Consider the following 16,218-nt stretch of genomic DNA (forward strand, 5'->3'; position numbering starts at 1 on the left):
GAATCGTCGGCCCGCCACGTCACACACCTCGCTCGAGGAGCGCGACCCATGCGGCGCTGTACTGGGCGAGTCCGAAGCGCTCACGCGAGGTTGCGAGGGCTCCGGCTGCGAGGCGTTCGCGATCACGCTGTGACGACAGGATCTCCCGACAACGTTCGGACGCCGCCTCCCAGTCACCCAAGCCGACGAGGAATCCGTTCTTGCCGTCTTCGATGACATCGCGGAGGCCTCCGACGTCGTAGGCGACGACCGGAACACCCAACCGCATCGCTTCCAACACGGTCAACGGTTGTGCCTCGTAGCGGTAGGTGCTGGGGAAGACGAGCACGGCTGCTGTCGAGAGAACATCGTCGCGGTCCTCATCGAACCGAGCACCCGTGAAGTTCACTCGATGGCGAACGTGCGGGTCGAGGAGCGCTCGGAGACCGTCGAGGTACTCGTCCGACGAAGCACGCCCGATCACGACCGCACGCGATCCCGGCGTGCTGTCCAGGCATCGGTTCGCGATGCGCATGAAGTCCTCCGCACCCTTGCCGGGGATGAGGTTCGACAGAAAGACGATCGACGATGCTTCGGCCACAGGTGTGGCTTTCCGCTGCCGCTCCGGCACGGCGTTGGGGATCGTGCGGATCGAGTCGTTGAACCGCCGTACGTCAGCGACCATCGACTCCCCGAGGACGACCACGGACGCAGCACCGCCGAGGAGGAGCGCGACCCCGCGGCGTTGTCCTGCGCCTCGGTCAGCGAGTTCCTGGTACCCCGACGTGTGCACGTACGCGATGTAGGGACGGCGCAGCACCTGGAGCGTTGCGCTCATCATCACATCCACCCAGAACGATGGCGGCCGGTTGGTGGTGAAGAACACCACCGCCGCTCCTCGGTTGCGTCGGAGTGCGTTCCCGAGTCGTAACAGAAGCGAGAAAGCGCTGAGGATCTTCTTGAGGCTCGTACCGCCGATCTCGTCGACTGACTTGCTGAAGCGACGATCCACGAGGACCGCCCGCAGGCCGGAGCGGTGAAGTACCTCCAGGAACGTCCGCGTCATGATGGTCGATCCGTGCACCGGTGGAGGAAGCTGGCTGATCACCACGACGTCCGCGCTTGCCTCAGCCACGTCGTCTCCGAAGGGCGAGGAGCAGGAACTTCACGTTGCCCAGCAAGTACCGTCGCCAGAGGCGTCGTGGCTCACGGAAGAGCCGGTACAACCATTCCAGGCCCGTCCGGCGCCACAGTCTCGGAGCTTCGACCACGTCTCCGGACACGAAGTTGAAGGCGGCTCCAACCGCCAACACGACTGCGGGGTGCCGCTCGGCGAGTCGCTGGACCTCGTAGTCCTGCTTGGGAGTCCCGATACCTACCCACAGCATGTTCGCCCCCGACTCCCGGATCAACGAGTCGATCAGTTCTCGATCGCTCGTTCCGAAGTCAGTGAACGGCGGGCTGAACGACCCCACCACCACTGCGTCGGGGTAGTCCCGCGCGATCGCGCTTTCGAGACGGGCCAGCGAAGCATCACTTCCGCCGAGAAGGAAGTGCCGGATGCCGTGCGACGGGTCCGACGAAAGCAGCTCACGGAACGCATCTGGACCACGCAGATGTGCCACCTGGCCACTCGTCCGACGGGCAATCCAAGCGAGGGGCGTCCCATCGGCGATGTTCAGCCCGTCCGACTGGAACAAGCGCAAGTAGCGCTCGTCAGCGGTCAACGAGACGGTGTAGGCGTTGACGAAATGGACCGGCACGCCTGCGTCGTCCAGGTGATCGGCGATGAGTCTGAGCTCGTCGAGGATCTTCGAGCCGGGTATCGCGACCAGTGGTACGCCCGCGGCACGCACCGTGGGAAGAGCCAGCAGGGTGTCGCGGGGAGTGGCTTCGTCCCCGCCGTCGGGCCGGACGTCGTTGTGATCAACCATCTAGTACGCACCCCGGCTGTTGGCGATTGCCTTGAAGGTCTTCCAGAGGATCAGGAGGTCGGCCACGATCGACCAGTTCTCCACGTAGTACAGATCGAGCCGCACGGAATCCTCCCACGACAGGTCGGATCGACCGCTCACCTGCCACAGGCCGGTCATGCCCGGCTTCACCAGGAACCGACGGTGGACGTGCGTGTCGTAGCGGGCGACCTCGCGTGCGAGCGGCGGCCGAGGTCCGACGAGGGACATGCTGCCGGCCAGGACGTTGAACAGCTGCGGCACCTCGTCCAGGCTGTAGCGGCGCATGAACCCGCCGACCCGGGTCACCCGGGGGTCGTTCCGCATCTTGAACAGGACGTCGTTGCCCTCGGCCCGGTCGAGTGCGCTGAGCTCCTGCAGACGTTCCTCGGCGTCGACGACCATCGATCGGAACTTGATCATCCGGAAGGTGCTGCCGTTCAGGCCGACGCGCTCCTGCCGGAAGAAGACCGGACCTGTCGAGGTGGTCTTCACCAGCACGGCGAGCACGAGCAGCAGCGGCGACAGGACGACGACGAGCAGCGCCGCGCCGACGAGGTCGAAGGCCCGCTTCGTGTAGAGCTTGCGGCCGGAGTACGTCGGTGTCTCGACGTGGATGAGTGGCAGGCCCTGCACCGGTCGGGTGTGGATGCGGGGGCCACCGATGTCGGTCAGGCTCGGCGCCACCACCAGGTGCTGCCGGCCCGGCTCGAGCGACCAGCTGAGTTGCCGGACGCGCTCCGGCGGCAGGTCGTCGGAGCTGGTGATCACGACGGTGTCGGCACCGGTCTCGCGCAGCGCGGAGCCGACGTCGTCGAAGCCGCCGTGACTCTGGATGGTCGACCCAGCCAGCAGACCGCGGTGGTTCGTCGACACGACCGCCCCGACCACGCGGTAGCCGGCTTCGGGGGAACGCGCGAGTTCGCGGCCGATGTGCAGCACACTGGCCGGAGACCCGACGAGCAGCACGGTCGCCGAGTACGCGCCCTGCTGACGCTGGGCCACGAGCCACTGTCGCCAGATCCACCGCGACAGCAGGAGGACGAGGATCCCGATCGGGAACGCGATGAGCACGTAGCCGCGGGCCAGGTCGACGTGCAGCAGGAACGCCGCGATCGCGAGCAGACCGAACACGCGGACGCTGGAGTCCGCGACCAGGCGGTACTCGGTGCTGCCGACGCCGATTACCCGCGCACCGCGGGTGTCGTACAGGGCGAGTGCGCTCATCCACACGACGATCACGACGATGGAGATCGCGGAGTAGCTGAGCCTCAGGTCGGCGGTGTTGGTCGCCAGGTTCGACTCGAGCCCGAGCCAGGCGATCTGCACACCGAAGACCACCCAGATCAGGGCCAGCAGGTCGGTGAAGAGCACACGGCGCGAGTACGTGCGGCTCCACTCGTCGGTGGCTCCGATCGCGCGTGGTGCGCTGAGCGCATCCGCCGTCACGAGGACGACCCGGTCACCACGTCGCGCCACCGTCCGAAGAGACCCGCACGGTCTTGCCGTCCCACAGCCACACGTCCTGGCCGGCACGGTCGATGGTGACCGTGTTGTCGGTGTCCGCGCCGTCGGCACAGCCGATCGGCGTGGTCGACGACGAGGGCGTCACGTCCGAAGCGGACATGGTCTCGATCTGCACGCCGTCGCACGCTGCTGCACCGACGCGGGCGAGCGTGTAGTTGCCACCGTCGACGCCGATCGAACGGACGCCGCCCATCGGCACGTCGACCCAGGCGGCATCGCCGGTGCGCCACTCGAGCTGGCCGTCGCAGATGACGACTGCGGTCTTCTCACCCTGGAACGCGTCGATCGGGTCGCCGCACGGTGCCTGCTCCGTCCCGCTCGCGAGCACGACACCGTCGGTGCTGATGCCGGCGCCGGCGGCGCCGGGCGCCCCGGCTTCCCACGTCACGCCGGCGTCGGTGCTGGTCCGCGCCGTCGTGGTGCAGTCGTCGCCGACACCCACCAGGACCGAGAGCTCCGCACTGGAGGCCCGGATCGCCATGAGCGATCCGACATCCGTCCCGAGTCCCACCGGGACCCACGTCGCCCCGCCGTCCACGGAGTGTTCCAGCACCGGCCGCGGGCCGCCGCACGACCCACCGGACGCGCGCCACGCCTCCTGGCCGTCGACCGCTGCCAACAGGCGGCGACCCTGCTGCTTGGTGGAGGCGGCGTCTGCGTCGGCAGACGCACTCGGTCGCGGTGTCTCGCGCCGGTCGGGCGTTCCCGAGAAGGTGGGGATGGGGCCGGCGGGTCCGTTCTCCTCGGGTGCCGTCCGGCCCAGGGCGAGCGCGACGAGCACGACGTCGACGACGATCAGCGCCACCACCACGACGGCCACCAGGATGAACGTGGTCCGGGGCAGTGCGCGGCCGAGGCTTCGGGTCCCCCGGCGATTCGTCATCTGATCGGCCCCGTTCAGCGCCCGGCGCGGCGGAGCACGCCCAGCTTCTTGCCGGAACGCTTCGGCGGGTGCGTCGACGTGGTCACGGTGTTCTCGTCCTCGTCGTGGCCGTAGCTGTAGCCGTAGCCGTAACGGCCGTGGCCGTAGGCGCCCGGGCCCTTCAGCGGCATCTTCGTCAGGACGAAGCCGGAGACCGGGGCCCCGACGTTCTCGAGGGTGGCGACGGCCGCGGCGAGCTGGCCCTTCAGCGTCTGTCCCGAGGCGACCGCGACGATCGCGCCGGAGGCCTTCTTGGCCAGGATCGCCGCGTCGGTGACGGGCAGCAGCGGCGGTGCGTCGAACAGGACGTAGTCGAACTGCTGCTCGAGCAGGTCGATCAGGTCCTGCATCGCGCGCGAGCCGAGCAGCTCGGACGGGTTCGGCGGGATCTGACCCGCGGGCAGGACGACGAGCTTGCCGCGACCCCAGGGGTGGGCCACGTCCTCCAGGTCGGCGCGGCCGATCAGCACGTCGGTCAGGCCGGCGTTGCTCTCCACGTCCATGTACTCGGCGACGCGGGGGCGGCGCAGGTCGGCGTCGATCAGGATGACGCGGAACCCGGCGCTGTCCAGGGCGATCGCGAGGTTCGCGACGGTGGTGCTCTTGCCCTCGGACTGCATCGACGACGTCATGACGAAGGTGCGGGCACCGGTGCCGATGTCGAGGAACTGCAGGTTGGTGCGGAGCGTGCGGAACGACTCGGCACGGGGGCTGCGCGGGTCCACCTGCACGATGAGCGGACGTTCGGCGGCCTTGGCGTCGAAGGCGATCCCGCCGACGACCGGCTTGTCGCTGATCTTCTCGACGTCGATCTCGGTGCGGATGCGGTTGTCGAGGGTCTGACGCAGCACGGCGATGCCGATGCCCAGGGCGAGCCCGACGAGCAGACCGAGCGCCACGTTGACGGGCACGTTCGGGCTGACCGGGACGCTCGGCACGTCGGCCTGCTTCACGCGGGTGAGCTTGACCGTGCTCTTGCCGCTCGCGTCGGTGGCCTCGATGTCCTGCACGACGTTGGTCAGGCTCTGCGAGGTCGCGTTCGCGATGTCGGCGGCCTGCACCGGGTCGGTGCCCTCCACCGAGATGGAGATGAGGGTCGTGCTCGTCGGCGCCGTCGCCGACACCATCGTCGCGAGCTGGTCCGCGTTCATGTCGAGCTTGAGCGACGAGATGACCGGCAGCAGCACGATCGGCGTCGACACCAGGTTCGAGTACGTCAGCACCCGCTGCTGGGTGAACGTGTTGCCCTGCGCCAGGTCACTGGCGCTGCCGGACGTCTCCGTGGAGACGAAGACCTGCGCCGATGCCGAGTAGACCGGCTTCTTCAGCAGGGAGAACCCTGCGGCTGCGGCCACTCCCACCAGGGCGAGTACGACGATCAGCACCCATCCCTTGCGGAGCACCGTGATGTAGTCGCGGAGTTCCACGCCTTTGCCTTCCCCGATCATGGCCGTCCCCGTGGTCCCGACACAGGCACGCCGGGGTACTCCCAGCGCACGGCATACAAATAGTGCCACAGGAACGAGTACTGCTCGGGGGAAGTCGCCATCCGCCGCGCGGTGTCCTCTACGGTGGCCCCATGCGCTCCGAGCCGGCCACGACCACCACCGAGCCCAGCGTGCGGCGACAGCGGGACCTCATCGTCATCCTCGTCGCACTCGGCGTCGCGGTGATCCTGACCCGGATCGTCGGACAGGTCACCCGGACTGGGGGCATCCCCTCGCCGGTCCTGCAGGTGCTCGGCGCGGACGCCGCCGTGTGGGTGCCGCTCGTCGTCGCGGCCGCCGTGGTGCTCCGTCGGACCCCGCGATCGGCGATGGTGTCGCGGCTCCGGCTCGACCTGGGGATCGTGGTCTTCGCGATCGGCATCGTGATCGTGTGCCGCGCAGTGGACGTCGTCATGTCGCTCGCGTTCACCGGGTCGACCGGGCTGGTCCCCGCACCGTCCCTCGGCACGCCGGACGTCGGGCTGCTGCTCGTGTCCGCGATCGGCATCGTCATCGTGAGCCCGGTGCTCGAAGAAGTGGTGTTCCGCGGGCTGTTCCAGCGCCGGCTCGCTGCCGAGCTCACGCCCCGCACCCGGTTCCTCGCGGTGCTGGTCACGGCGTTCCTGTTCGCGCTGCTCCACCTGCTGCTCGGTGCGGGCGGCACGTCGCTCGGCGGGTTCCAGGTGTTCGTGACCACGTTCTTGCTCGGCCTGCTCACCGGCACGCTCGTCGCGATGACCGACCGCATCGGCGGTGCGATCCTGGCGCACGTGTTGTTCAACGCGGTCGCGGTCGTCGCCACCTGGCCGCGCTGAGCTGCCAGGGCCGCGTCCCCAGATCGGGTCAGGGGCGGTCGCTCAGCCGCGCGGACCACTAGCCTGCACTGAGCATGACTCGCCCAACCAGCATCGTCGACAACCCTCTCGTCCGTCAGGCTCCGATCAGCGGCCTGTTGGCGCTGTCGGCGTTCCTGAGCGTCGTGATGCCGACGCTGCCGATCACCCAGCACCACCTGTTCGTCGCGAGTGTGGTGGGCGTCGTGGTCGCGACGCTGATGAGCGCGATCCCCGCACTCGTGCGCCGCGCGGCCTGGGTGGTGCCGGTCCTGCTCACCGTCGACTTCCTGACGATCGCGCTGCTGCGCACCGGGACGGGCTCCGGCTCCTCGCTGTTCACGGCGATCGTGGTGCTCCCCGTGGTCTGGTGGGCGTCGCTCGAGGGCCGTCGCACCGTGCTCTTCGCGATCGCGGGCATCGTGGTCGTGATCCTCGCCCCCTACGTCCTGACCCCCTCCGACGCGCCCGGCGCGGGTGAACTCGTCCGTCTGGGCATCCTCGTCGTCGTGTTCGGCACCGTCGCCGTCGTCGTGCACGAGCTCTCCCGGCGGGCCCGACGCAGTCTGCGGTCCGCCGAGGCGCGCGAGGGCAAGGTCCGCGCCGAGATCGACCGGGCAGCCGCGGTGCAGCGGTCCCTGCTCCCGACGACGACCGGCCGCATCACCGAGGACGTCGTCGTCGCCGGTGCCTGCCTGCCGGCCCGGAGCGTCGGTGGGGACTTCTTCGACTGGTACCCGACGCCGACCGGCGTGGCGGTGAGCCTCGGTGACGTCATGGGCAAGGGCGTCGGCGCGGGGCTGATCGCGGCCGCGGTGCGCGCGACCCTGCGCAGCGCCCGGACCGTCGAAGACCCCGGCGAGGCGCTGAAGCGGGCCTCCGACGGGCTGACCGCCGAGGGCGTCGGACCCGATCTCGCCTTCACCACGCTGTTCCACGCCCGGATCTCCGACGACGGCACCCTCCAGTGGGCTGATGCCGGTCACGGGCTGAGCTTCGTCCTGCGGGCCGACGGACACGTCGACCGGCTGCGCTCCGGCGACATGCCGCTCGGGCTCGGCATCCGCGAGGAGTGGGCGACGACCGACGGCACCCTCGAACCGGGAGACCTGCTCGTCTCGTTCAGCGACGGTGTGCTCGACCTGTACGACGACCTGGACGACACGATCGAGTCCGTCGCCGCGATCGCCCGCGCCGGCCGCGACCCGCATGCGGTCGTCCTCGCGCTGTCGGCCCGCGCCGACGAGGTGCCGCACGACGACGACGTCACGGTGATCGCGATCCGCCGGCAGCCGGTCGAGGTGGACACGGAGCGACCGCTCGCGATGCACGCGGACTGACGGCGCGGAACGAGCGACCGGCGACCAGTGGGGAATGCACGGTCGTCTCGCGGCGATTGGTACGCGCCGCCGCTCGAACCCGAATCGTGCGGCGACGCGTGCAGACGGTGAGCGTCTGCCCTCGGACGCCCTAGCGTCCTCGGTCTGTGGGGGCGGCCCGACGAGCCACCCGGAGGGTCAACCGACCCGGGCGAGGTCCCAGACGGGCGGCACGTACGCGCGGGACCAGCCCTCGCGCAGGCGCGTCACGGCGCGGTCGAAGGCCTCGAGCAGGTCCATCTCCGGTCGCACCATGGACTGCAGCTGCAGCCCCTCGTAGGTCGCGAGCAGCTGCTCCGAGCCGCGGGCCGGTTCCATCGTGCTCGGCTCGCGCCCGAGCAGCACGTCGCGCTCCAGGGCGTGCTGCACGAAGGCGTGGAAGCGTCGCCACCGGGCGTGCAGCATCGGCGCGAGCGGGTGCTCGGGCGATGCCGCGATGTTCAGCGTCGCTGTCAGGAACCGCATGAGCGACGGGTCGGCCACGTTCGCGGTGACGATCGCGCGCAGGAACCGGATGGTGCCGTGCTGCTCGGCCAGGGGCATGAGCGGCACGGTGCGGTCCTCGTTCCACCGGTCGATGGTCGCAAGCAGCAGGCCGTCCCAGCTCGGGAACGTGCGGCCGACGACGTCGGTGTCCACCCCGGCCGCAGCCGCGACGACATCGGGGGTGACCTCGTGCAGCGGACGGGAACGCAGCGCCGTGATCATCCCGTGGATGACCTCACCCCGCAGGGCGGGGTCGTCGGGGGTGGTCACCGGCGGCGTTTCGATGTGCATGCATACACTGCACCAGCCAGACGCGCCCGCGCACAGTCCCCCGAACGGGAACGTGCGTTCCCCGGACAGCGACCGGATCGTGTAGCACGGGGAACGATCTGTCTGTCCACGGAGCGCGAGCCGTGCGGGCCCCCAGACCTGGGGGACGATGACGTGTCACGGAGCTTCTAGGGTGGGGAAGTTCGCACCCGAAACGAAAGCTCACGTTGCCCCACCACCAGCGCTCCTCCCGCCTGCCCTTCATCGCCGCAGCCGCATCCGTCGCCGTCTTCGCTGGCACCCTGCTCGCCGCAGTCCCGAACACCGCGACCGCCGTGGAGGGAACCGGGACGAGCGCCCCCACCCCCGCGCCGACCGACGTTCCGCCACCGTCCCCGACCACGGAGCCGACGACCCAGCCGAGCCAGCCGAGCGAGCCCACGCCCGTTCCGACCAGCGCCCCGACGCCGAGCACCGCCCCGACGGCCACGCCGAAACCGGTGCCGACCCCGACGCCTGCGCCGACACCGAGCAAGCTGACGTTCACCTACGCCGGCGACTCGCTCACGGCCATGGACGCCTCGTGGATGCGGCAGCTGAAGGACCCGACGATGGCCAACGTCGGGGGCACCTCGATCGGAGGAGCCACCTCGACGCGGATCCTCGAACGGAGCTCGGCGCACGATGCCGACGTCCTCGTCGTGATGGCCGGCACGAACGACCTGCGCTACGGCTACAGCACGAAGTCGATCCTGAACAACATCGACAAGATCACGAAGAAGGTCGGCGCGCGCCACGTCGTCATCGCCGCGATCGCCCCGTCCAACATCACGAACTACAGCAAGAAGCACATCGACCGCCGCAAGCAGGGCGAGATCCTGAACCGCGACCTGCAGAACCACGCGCTCACCCGCGGCTGGATGTTCGTCGACCCGTGGGCAGCCGACCGCCGGCTCGACGGCGGCTGGCCGTCCTCGCGCACCTACGACGGCGTCCACCCGACGGTCGCGATGTCCAAGAAGGTGTCGGTCCGGATGCAGCAGGCGATCCACATCGCCGCCGAGGGCGCCAAGGGCGCTGCGGGCTAGCCCCCGGTCTCGTCGTGAGCCATACTCGCCCCATGCAGTGGGGACGGATCGCACCGGTCGTGGCACTCGTCGTGGTGCTCGGCGGCACCCTGGCGGGCTGCGCCCCCGGAGTCGGCGGCGGGACCAGCGCCCCCACGAACCCGAGCAACGACGACAACGTGCAGAGCACCGGGTGCACCGATTACGTCCAGCTGAAGACCCCGGCCGAACGCCGCGACGCCGCTGAACTCGTCGTCGACGCCGACGTCACCAGAACCGACCGCACCGTGGAACCGCAGGGCATCTACGAGGTGTACGAGGCGACGGTCACCGACGTCACGAAGGGTGACGCCGTCGCCCCCGGCGACATGATCCAGGTCATCAGCACGTCGGACCAGTGCGAGACGAGCGGCGAACCGGTCGAGTATCTCTCGGGCGACCCCCTCGCCGACGAGGGCGCCTTCCGCCTGTACCTCTCCCACGACGGAGACGACGACGTCTGGCAGCTCGTCGTCCCCGGCGCCGCAGAGCCGCAGCCCGCCAGCTGACGCCGCAGCCCGCGGGCTGACACCGGACCCGCTACGGCTGCTCCGGCACCGTCACGATCCGGTTCTGGTAGGCCCACACCACGGCCTGCAGCCGCGACCGCACCCCGAGCTTCGGCAGCATCCGCGCCAGGTGTGACTTGACGGTCGAGACCTCGAGCACCAGGGCTGCGGCGATCTCCTCGTTCGACATCCCCTGTGCCAGCAGCAGGAGCACCTCGCGCTCGCGGGCGGTCAGCACGCCGTCGGCCCGGTCGCCGGACACCGGCTGCAGGCTCCGCCGCGACACGAACTCCCGCAGCACCCGCCGGGTCAGGGCCTGGTCGAGCGTGCCGTTGCCGGCGGCGACCTGCCGCACCGCGTCGACGATCGTGTCCGGCTCGGCGTCCTTGAGCAGGAACCCGGAGGCCCCGGCCTCGAGCGCCCCGAACACGTAGTCGTCCAGGTCGAACGTCGTCAGCATGAGCGCGGGGATCGCCGGATCGGCGTCCGGTGCGCAGAAGATCCGGGCGAGTTCGATGCCGTTCATCACCGGCATCCGGATGTCCAGGCAGGCGACGTCGGGTCGCGTCTCGCGCGCCAGCGCGAGCGCCTCGCCGCCGTCGGCGGCCACGCCGACCACCTCGATGTCCGGCTCCGCCCCCAGGAGCGCGGACACCCCGGCGCGGACCAGGGGCTGGTCGTCCGCGACCAGCACGCGGATCACGCGACCACCCCGGTGCCGTCGGCGGCCTGCGTGGGTGCGGCAGGTGCCTCCCGGCCGAGCGCCAGCTCCACCAGCCATCCGCCGGTCGCGGTCGGGCCGGTCTGGAGGCGCGCCCCGACCAGGTCCGCCCGCTCGCGCATCCCCCGCAGGCCGTTGCCGCCCGAGGGAGAGGTCCCCGCTGCCGGGACGGTGGCCGGTGCGTTCTCCACTCGGATCACCACCCGGGTCGCGTCGCGGTCGTCGATGGTGACGGTGCACGGGGCGGACGGGGCGTGCAGGGCGGCGTTGGCCAGCGCCTCCTGGACGGTGCGGTAGGCGGCGAGCTGCGCGAGCGGGCCGACGCCGTCAGCCAGCGGGCGGTCCCCCGGCAGCACGTCGAGCCGGACGTCGCTGCGGAACCGGGCACGTTCGGCCAGGTCGACGATCCCGGCGACCGTCTCGACGGCGCGCTCGGCGGGAGCGTCGTCGCGGAGCAGGCCGACCAGGCGGCGGAGGTCCTCGAGCACGGCGGTGCTCTGCTCGCGGACCTGGCGGGCACCCTCGTGGGCACGCTCCGGGTCCGCGTCGATCTGCCGGTCGATGACGGCGGCCATCAGCGCGATGCCGGACAGGTGGTGGGCGGCGATGTCGTGGAGTTCACGGGCCATCGCGGCACGTTCGCGGGACACCGCGGCGTCGACCAGGGCGTCCTGCTCACGGTTCACGGCGCTGGCCTCGGCGGTGCGGGCGACGCGGACCTCGCGGCGGGACTGCACGAGCAGGGTGACCAGGAGGGGCAGGCCGACCGCGCCGATCGCCTGCAGCACGCCCTGCCCGAGCGAGCCGGACACGGCGGCCGTGGTGTCACCGGCGACCGCCAGCACCACATTGCCGGCGGCGACCAGGGCAGCGGCGACCACGAGTGTCGACCAGAGGCGGGCCAGCGGGACGCGGAGCACGGCGAGGACGACGGCGACGACCACGGGCAGTGCGGTGAGGCCGAACAGGTCGGACGACTCCGGGGCGAGCGCCGCGACCACCACCGGCAGGACGGCGACCACGATCAGCACGGTGCGCGGTGCCCGGCGGGCGGCGAGCAGGGCGGCCGACTGGGCCAGCAGGCCGAGGGCCAAGACGGTCCAGGCGCCCGAGAACACTGCAGGGACCCCCAGTGCCAGGGCGGGGCCGTCCGGTTCGAGGCTGTCCAGGGGCGGCAGGCCGAGCAGCAGCCCGAGGGCGACGACGGCCGTGCCGAGGGCGACGAAGACGTCGACGCGGCGGGCGCGCAGCGCGTCGTGCTCAGCGGGTGCCATCGTTGGATCCTACGAGGCGGGCGCGGGTGGGGACCGGTGCGTCGAGGGGCAGGGCGCGTCGGGCGGGGTCGTAGCCCAGGCGGCCGCGGGTCACGGCGAGCAGCACCACGGCGGCGATCGTCGACATGATCGTCAGGCCGATCATCAGCGTGCCGGCGGTCATGCTCGGGTACATCTCGGGGAACAGCGTCGAGATCGTGTTGTTCACGCCGACGTGCAGCAGCAGGGCCAGGGGCAGGCTCTCGCGGGTCTTGTTGAAGACCTGGATCATGACGACGTTGAAGGTGATGGTGAACAGGGCGAACACGACGGGCTCGCTCCAGTGCGCGTTCGGCCAGCCGCCCCAGTCGCTGAAGTACAGCGGCATGTGCCAGAGCGCCCAGATCGGGCCGAGGATCGCGGCGGCGCCGAGGCCCCCGAACCGGTGCTGCAGGCGGGGCAGGGCGAAGTCGCGCCAGCCGGGCTCCTCGCTCAGGCCGGTCGAGAACAGCTGGATGATCAGTCCGGGGACGAGCATGGCGAAGGCCAGGGCCGAGGGGGCCCGCACGTCACCACCGGCGAACGGCAGCGCGGACACGACGATCAGGGCCGGCACGACGACGAGCGCCAGCGCGTACCAGTACCAGGCGACCCGCCAGCGGAACAGCCGTCCCACCCAGCGGCGGAGCCCCGAGCGACCGTCGGCGACCGCGGTGACGATGAACGCGCTGCCCAGCGGGCCGAGGAGCGCACCGGGCAGGACGCCTGTGAACTGAGCGCTGCCCAGGACCTCGGGGAAGTGGATGTCCCACACGCCCATGCCGTGCGGCGACAGGATGTACGGCACCCACGCGAGCCAGCTCAGGCCGAGTGCCATGGTGAAGAAGGACACGAGGGGGTGCCGGGCGATGAGGCCGCGGACACCCCCTCGGTCGCGGGCTGCGGTGCCGGCGGTGGGCCGGACTTCGGTGGTGTTCGTCATGCACACGACGCTAGGAAACCGGGCGCTCGGGGACGACCGGCTTCGGGATGCACCTGCGGGAGTTCCATCGAAGGATGCAAGCGCGCTGCGGGTGGGTTCGGCACTCCTGAACACGCCGTCGTCATCGCTCGACGACGGCGTCTTCCGAACCGACTCGGCCCGCAGGATGCCGGCGTCTCGCAGGTCCGGTCAGGCAGCGCGCTGTGCGGCCACGTGGGCCAGGACGACGGGGTCCTCGCAGCCGCGGGCGAACCCCAGGATGCGCCGGTCGATGTCCCGCTGCAGCACCAGCACGCCGATGCGCTCGGCGATCGGCGCGAGCCACTTCGGCCTGCAGGTGAAGTTGTAGCGCCAGACCGCGAGCGTGTGTCCGGGCTGCCCCTCGGCCGCCGTGAACCGCCAGCCGCCGCCCATGCGCTCGAAGAACCACGAGCCCTTCGTCATCTTCATCCCCACGTTCGACGGCGGGTGGTACGAGACGTACTCGCTCTCCATCGCCAGCCCGAACCGCTGCACCGTGTACGTCCGGACGCCCTTCGCCGGCACGGTGGCGCCGTTCATCAGGTGCTGGCGGCGGATGAAGGGGTCCCACCGCTTGCGAATCGCTCCCTGTGTCTGCGAGACGGCGAACGCCACGTCGGGCTCGACCGGGACGACGCAGCGGGACTCGACGACGGGCATGAGGCATCCTCGCACGTGGCGGTCGCGCGGGCCTCCCCCAGGCGGCGGACGCCAGGCCCGGTGCCGACCGGCACCGGGCCTGGCGTCCCGCGCTCCCGCGGGCCTGCGGTGGTCAGCGCACGCGCCGTCGACGCCGCAGCGCCACCATCGCGGTACCCGCACCGAGCAGGAGCACCGCCGCGATGAGGCCCGGCAGGAGCGAGGCACCGGTGAACGCGAGGTCTCCGCTGCCCGTCCCGATGCCGCTCGTACCGGCCGGGCTCGTGCCGTCCGGCGTCAGGGCACCGGGAGCCGCTTCGTTGCCCGGGCCTCCGGCTGCGCTGCCGCCGCCCTGCCCGCCATTCCCGCCGTTCGCGGGCGGATCGACCTTTGCCGTGGTGACCACCGCTGCCGACACGGCGGCTGCCAACCCGGCGGGGTCGCTCAGGTGCAGCGCGGTGACGGTCCGGTCCCGCCCGCGGGTCCGCTGCTCGTTGAGCACGACCTTCCCCAGCCCGCCGGGCAGGGCGATCCGGGTGTTCGCCCGGATCGTGCCCGCCGGGATGGTGGTGCCCGCGATCCGCCCACCCGCGGTCGTCACGGTGGCACCGCCGTGGGTCACCCGGACACGGACGTCACGGAGCTCGCCGGCGATGCTCGTGCCCGGGTAGAGGACGACCCGTTCGAGTCGGACCTCGCCGCGGTCACTCGCCGACCGCACCGTGACCCCGTCGACACGCAGCTGTCCGGTGGCGCCGTCCCCGACCTGGTCCGCCCGCTCGGTCACGGTGGTGCCGTCGGCGGCGGGCGCAGCGACGGGTTGCGCCGGGACGTCGCTCGGTCCGGATGCCCGGAGCCCGAAGGCATGCCAGCGTGCGATGGCCGGGTCGTGCGGCTCCGGTGTCGGCGTGGTGCCGCCCCCGCCCGGGGTCGGGTCCGGGGCGGGCTGCGCCGCCGCCAACGTCACCTGGCCGAGCAGCACGTCGGGGTGCGTCCCGGTCAGGTCCTCGTAGCGGAGCGCCGTGAGCGTGACGGTCCCGTCCGGTTTCTCGGTCCGTTCGCCGAGGTGGACGCGGACCCGTTCGGTCCCGTCCGGGGCGAGCCCCGTGTACAGGTCGGTGGCGGTGTTGATCCACACCCCGTTCACGAACACGGCGTTCGACTCGTCGTCGAAGGAGACCGTCATCGTGCCGGCCGCCGTCACCTCGGCGTGCAATCCGTTCACGCGGAGTGCCGGCCAGCGGTAGGCGGCGACGGGGTCGGTGGCCTCGTCCGGGATCTGCTCGAAGTGCCCGACCGAGATGGTCGCGGTGTCGCCGTCGTCCCCGATCGCCGCCGTGACGTCGGTTGCCCGGGCGGGGTAGTCGGCGATCGCGTCGATGCGGGCGGCGGAACGGTGTTCCCCGGCACTGGTGACCCGCGGCTGCGGGGCGACCAGCGCCGTACCGCCCGTCCCCCGGACGCCCACCCCGAAGGCGGCGGTGACCCGAGCGTCCGTCGGGCTGCTCGCCCTCGCCGGGATCGTGACGGCGCCGAGCCGCACGTCTGGGTGCGCCCCTGTCAGGTCGCGGTAGTGCAGCGCGGTCAGGGTCGTGCTGCCGTCCGCGTGCACCGTGCGCTCCCCGAAGGCCACGCTGACCCGCTCCTTGCCGTCAGCGTCGACGCCGGTGTACAGGTCGGTGGCGGTGTTGATCCACACCCCGTTGACGAACACCGCGTTCGACTCGTTCGCGAAGTCCACGGTCATCGTCCCCTCTGGCGTGAGGTGGGCGTCGAGGCCGTACACGCGCAGCGCTGGCCAGCGGTACTCCGCGACCGGGTCCGAGGCGCGGTCGGGGATCTGCTCGAACGAGTCGAGGTGCACGTCCGAAGTACCGTCCGCCGCGGTCGAGACGGTGACCCCACGTGCGGTCGACGGGGAACCGTCGGCAGCGTCGACCCGGTCGGCGGTGCGCTTCGCGACGCCGGTCACCGTGGGCTGCCCGTCGATGAGCACGGTTCCGTCCGGGGCAGTCACCTGCACACCGCTGACGCTCCGGGTGGCCAGGGCGTCGCCGTGGGCCGGGGTCGGCTGCGGCGCGGGATCAGGCGTCGGAGCCGACCCCGGCCCACGGCGACGCCCTGGCCACCCGGAGCGCTGTCTCTTATACAC

General features: G+C 71.1%; 15 protein-coding genes. 4 read left to right on the forward strand and 11 right to left on the reverse strand.

What is annotated here, in order from left to right:
* Window positions 1–19 precede the first annotated feature (19 nt).
* The 5 genes from DEJ05_RS07015 to DEJ05_RS07035 are packed head-to-tail and all read right to left on the reverse strand — an operon-like array spanning window position 20 to window position 5,807.
* A complete protein-coding gene (locus DEJ05_RS07015; RefSeq protein WP_111053828.1) occupies window positions 20–1,114 on the reverse strand; it encodes a glycosyltransferase family 4 protein in 1,095 nt (364 codons plus the stop codon).
* Window positions 1,107–1,913 (reverse strand): WecB/TagA/CpsF family glycosyltransferase, encoded by an 807-nt coding sequence (locus tag DEJ05_RS07020; RefSeq protein ID WP_111029776.1) that lies wholly within the window; start codon window positions 1,911–1,913, stop codon window positions 1,107–1,109. Before DEJ05_RS07020 ends, DEJ05_RS07015 begins: the two co-directional genes overlap by 8 nt.
* The gene (locus DEJ05_RS07025) at window positions 1,914–3,410 is read right to left on the reverse strand and encodes a sugar transferase (protein WP_111029775.1); all 1,497 of its coding nucleotides are present in this window, start codon (window positions 3,408–3,410) and stop codon (window positions 1,914–1,916) included. It lies immediately after the preceding gene.
* Window positions 3,394–4,341 carry a hypothetical protein gene (locus DEJ05_RS07030; RefSeq protein ID WP_146245042.1) on the reverse strand — a complete coding sequence of 316 codons (948 nt, stop codon included), beginning with the start codon at window positions 4,339–4,341 and terminating at the stop codon, window positions 3,394–3,396. The genes DEJ05_RS07025 and DEJ05_RS07030 overlap by 17 nt, the downstream gene beginning before the upstream one ends.
* 14 nt (window positions 4,342–4,355) lie before the next feature.
* Window positions 4,356–5,807, reverse strand: coding sequence for a polysaccharide biosynthesis tyrosine autokinase (locus tag DEJ05_RS07035; RefSeq protein WP_111029773.1), 1,452 nt, complete (start codon window positions 5,805–5,807; stop codon window positions 4,356–4,358).
* A gap of 152 nt (window positions 5,808–5,959) precedes the next feature.
* On the opposite strand from DEJ05_RS07035, the gene DEJ05_RS07040 reads away from it, so the two are divergent.
* Together DEJ05_RS07040 and DEJ05_RS07045 are read left to right on the forward strand one after the other, a co-directional pair.
* Window positions 5,960–6,682 (forward strand): type II CAAX prenyl endopeptidase Rce1 family protein, encoded by a 723-nt coding sequence (locus tag DEJ05_RS07040; RefSeq protein WP_111029772.1) that lies wholly within the window; start codon window positions 5,960–5,962, stop codon window positions 6,680–6,682.
* Window positions 6,683–6,756: 74 nt separating this feature from the next.
* Complete coding sequence (locus DEJ05_RS07045) at window positions 6,757–8,040, forward strand: PP2C family protein-serine/threonine phosphatase (RefSeq protein ID WP_146245043.1); 1,284 nt, start codon at window positions 6,757–6,759, stop codon at window positions 8,038–8,040.
* 177 nt (window positions 8,041–8,217) lie between these two features.
* On the opposite strand, the gene DEJ05_RS07050 is transcribed toward DEJ05_RS07045, so the two are convergent.
* The gene (locus tag DEJ05_RS07050) at window positions 8,218–8,856 is read right to left on the reverse strand and encodes a TetR/AcrR family transcriptional regulator (RefSeq protein ID WP_146245044.1); all 639 of its coding nucleotides are present in this window, start codon (window positions 8,854–8,856) and stop codon (window positions 8,218–8,220) included.
* Window positions 8,857–9,062: 206 nt separating this feature from the next.
* On the opposite strand from DEJ05_RS07050, the gene DEJ05_RS07055 reads away from it, so the two are divergent.
* Window positions 9,063–9,923 (forward strand): SGNH/GDSL hydrolase family protein, encoded by an 861-nt coding sequence (locus DEJ05_RS07055; RefSeq protein ID WP_111110084.1) that lies wholly within the window; start codon window positions 9,063–9,065, stop codon window positions 9,921–9,923.
* A 32-nt stretch (window positions 9,924–9,955) separates the two neighbouring features.
* Window positions 9,956–10,450: a hypothetical protein gene (locus tag DEJ05_RS18015; RefSeq protein ID WP_111110085.1), complete on the forward strand. Its 495-nt coding sequence runs from the start codon at window positions 9,956–9,958 to the stop codon at window positions 10,448–10,450.
* 31 nt (window positions 10,451–10,481) lie between these two features.
* On the opposite strand, the gene DEJ05_RS07065 is transcribed toward DEJ05_RS18015, so the two are convergent.
* The 5 genes from DEJ05_RS07065 to DEJ05_RS07090 all read right to left on the reverse strand — a co-directional run.
* Window positions 10,482–11,153, reverse strand: a complete 672-nt coding sequence (locus tag DEJ05_RS07065) for a response regulator transcription factor (protein WP_110892023.1) — start codon at window positions 11,151–11,153, stop codon at window positions 10,482–10,484.
* Window positions 11,150–12,445, reverse strand: a complete 1,296-nt coding sequence (locus tag DEJ05_RS07070) for a sensor histidine kinase (RefSeq protein ID WP_146245045.1) — start codon at window positions 12,443–12,445, stop codon at window positions 11,150–11,152. Before DEJ05_RS07070 ends, DEJ05_RS07065 begins: the two co-directional genes overlap by 4 nt.
* The gene (locus tag DEJ05_RS07080; protein WP_111110087.1) at window positions 12,432–13,406 is read right to left on the reverse strand and encodes a CPBP family intramembrane glutamic endopeptidase; all 975 of its coding nucleotides are present in this window, start codon (window positions 13,404–13,406) and stop codon (window positions 12,432–12,434) included. The genes DEJ05_RS07070 and DEJ05_RS07080 overlap by 14 nt, the downstream gene beginning before the upstream one ends.
* Window positions 13,407–13,595: 189 nt before the next feature.
* The gene (locus tag DEJ05_RS07085; RefSeq protein WP_111110088.1) at window positions 13,596–14,087 is read right to left on the reverse strand and encodes an SRPBCC family protein; all 492 of its coding nucleotides are present in this window, start codon (window positions 14,085–14,087) and stop codon (window positions 13,596–13,598) included.
* Window positions 14,088–14,199: 112 nt separating this feature from the next.
* Window positions 14,200–16,218 (reverse strand): hypothetical protein (locus DEJ05_RS07090; RefSeq protein ID WP_220037009.1); only part of this gene is annotated, 2,019 nt, incomplete at its 5' end.

This window comes from Curtobacterium sp. MCLR17_045 (assembly GCF_003234405.1).
Classification (GTDB): domain Bacteria; phylum Actinomycetota; class Actinomycetes; order Actinomycetales; family Microbacteriaceae; genus Curtobacterium; species Curtobacterium flaccumfaciens.